Annotated in this window: 1 protein-coding gene and 2 pseudogenes; all 3 read left to right on the forward strand. The window is 65.1% G+C overall.

Features of this window, described 5'->3' with window-relative positions:
* Positions 1-644: pseudogene (locus ENZ75_RS09715) on the forward strand (NADH-quinone oxidoreductase subunit E); the annotation flags it as partial.
* A gap of 10 nt (positions 645-654) precedes the next feature.
* Entirely contained in the window at positions 655-1959 is a 1305-nt protein-coding gene (gene nuoF / locus ENZ75_RS09720) for an NADH-quinone oxidoreductase subunit NuoF (RefSeq protein ID WP_013531094.1), read from the forward strand.
* Between the two features lie 122 nt (positions 1960-2081).
* A pseudogene (locus ENZ75_RS35060) lies at positions 2082-2190 on the forward strand (NADH-ubiquinone dehydrogenase); the annotation flags it as partial.

The following is a 2190-nucleotide window of genomic DNA, read 5'->3' on the forward strand; positions in this document are numbered from 1 at the left end:
GGGAAGCCAGGGAGGCGGCCAAGGCCGCCAGGGCGGCACCCGACGCGATCGTCGCAGCGCCGGTGCCGGCGCCGGCCGCGGCCCCTGTCGCACCGTCCAACACCAGCAAGCCGAAGACCGACGCCCCTGAAACCAGCCCGGCGCTGAAGACGCCTTCAAAAACCAAGGTCGCGCCGGCGGCTGAAAAGGCGGCGAGTGTTGCCGCTCCACTGCATTCGGCCGCCAATGCCAACAAGGCAGACTCCAAAGTCGAGCAGGTTTCCAAGCAGCGCAGTGGCCCCATCACCAAGGCCGAGCCGGCCTCCGCCTTCAAGGCGCCAGAGGTCAAGGTACCGGCCGCCAAGCCGGCCAAACCGTCGCTCGGGGACAAGAACCGCCCGGCCGGCATCGACAGGCCGGCACAGGTCGATGACCTCAAACTGATCTCCGGCGTCGGCCCCAAGATCGAGGGCATCCTGCATACGCTGGGCATCTTTACCTTCGCGCAGGTCGCGTCGTGGAAGAAGGCCGAACGCGAGTGGGTGGATGGCTATCTCTCTTTCCAGGGCCGCATCGATCGCGACGACTGGGTCAAGCAGGCCAAGGCGCTCGCCAAGGGTGGCGTCGCCGAATACATCCGCGTCTTCGGCAAGAAGCCGGTCTGAGGGACGAAAAATGCTCGGGGATAAAGACCGCATCTTCACCAATATCTACGGCCTGTTCGACAAGTCCTTGGCCGGCGCGATGGCGCGCGGCGCCTGGGATAACACGCCCGGCATCGTCGCCAAGGGCCGCGAGTGGATCGTCAACGAGATGAAGGCGTCGGGCCTGCGCGGCCGTGGCGGCGCCGGCTTCCCGACGGGCCTCAAATGGTCGTTCATGCCCAAGCAGAGCGACGGCCGGCCGAGCTACCTGGTCATCAATGCCGACGAATCGGAGCCCGGCACCTGCAAGGACCGCGACATCCTGCGCAACGACCCGCACACGCTGGTCGAGGGCGCGCTGCTTGCCGGTTTCGCCATGGGTGCGGTTGCCGCCTACATCTATGTGCGCGGCGAGTTCATCCGCGAGCGCGAGGCGCTGCAGCGCGCGATCGAGGAGGCCTATGAGGCCAAGCTGATCGGCAAGAACAACACCTCCGGCTACGATTTCGACATCTACATGCACCACGGCGCCGGCGCCTATATCTGCGGCGAGGAGACAGCGCTCCTCGAAAGCCTCGAAGGCAAGAAGGGCCAGCCGCGGCTGAAGCCGCCATTCCCGGCCAATGTCGGCCTCTATGGCTGCCCGACCACGGTCAACAATGTCGAATCGATCGCGGTTGCGCCGACCATCCTGCGCCGCGGTGCGGCCTGGTTCTCGTCCTTCGGCCGGCCGAACAATGTCGGCACCAAGCTGTTTTGCATCTCCGGCCACGTCAACAATCCGTGCACGGTCGAAGAGGCGATGTCGATCCCGTTCCGCGAACTGATCGAGACGCATTGCGGCGGCATTCGCGGCGGCTGGGACAATCTTTTGGCGGTCATACCGGGCGGCGCTTCGGTGCCGCTGGTGCCGGCCGAGCAGATCATCGACGCGCCGATGGATTTCGACGCGCTGCGCGACCTCAAATCCGGCCTTGGAACCGCGGCTGTCATCGTCATGGACAAGTCGACCGATGTCGTGAAGGCGATCGCGCGGCTTTCCTACTTCTACAAGCACGAGAGCTGCGGCCAGTGCACGCCATGCCGCGAAGGTACCGGCTGGATGTGGCGGGTGATGGAACGGCTGGTGCGCGGCGAGGCGCAGAAGCGCGAGATCGATATGCTGCTCGACGTCACCAAGCAGATCGAAGGCCATACGATCTGCGCGCTGGGCGACGCGGCGGCATGGCCGATCCAGGGCCTGATGCGGCATTTCCGCGGCGAAGTGGAGCGGCGCATCGACGAGTTTTCGCGCAATGCGCACCGGGCCGAGCCTGTGATGGTGGCGGCGGAATAGAAGAACGTTTTACGCGGACGAAAGTCCGCAGCGAAGGGCGGGGCGAACGACGAAACGACCAGGAGAACTCTATGGCGCCGTATTCGAACCCGCTGATGCCCAATTTGGACCAGATCGAGCAGATGAACCAGGACTTGACCAGGATGATGCCGAAGGAGATGGCCAGTGCCGTCAACCTTTTCGTGCATCCTGTGGCGGGTGCGGCCGCGATGTCGGCGCTTGGCCTCGGGC

This window comes from Mesorhizobium sp. M7A.F.Ca.CA.002.04.1.1 (genome assembly GCF_004022805.1).
Classification (GTDB): domain Bacteria; phylum Pseudomonadota; class Alphaproteobacteria; order Rhizobiales; family Rhizobiaceae; genus Mesorhizobium; species Mesorhizobium ciceri.

What these genes read in the sequence shown, in the direction of transcription:
- nuoF (WP_013531094.1), top strand. Translation starts at nt 655, where the DNA reads ATGCTCGGGGATAAAGACCGCATCTTCACCAATATCTACGGCCTGTTC.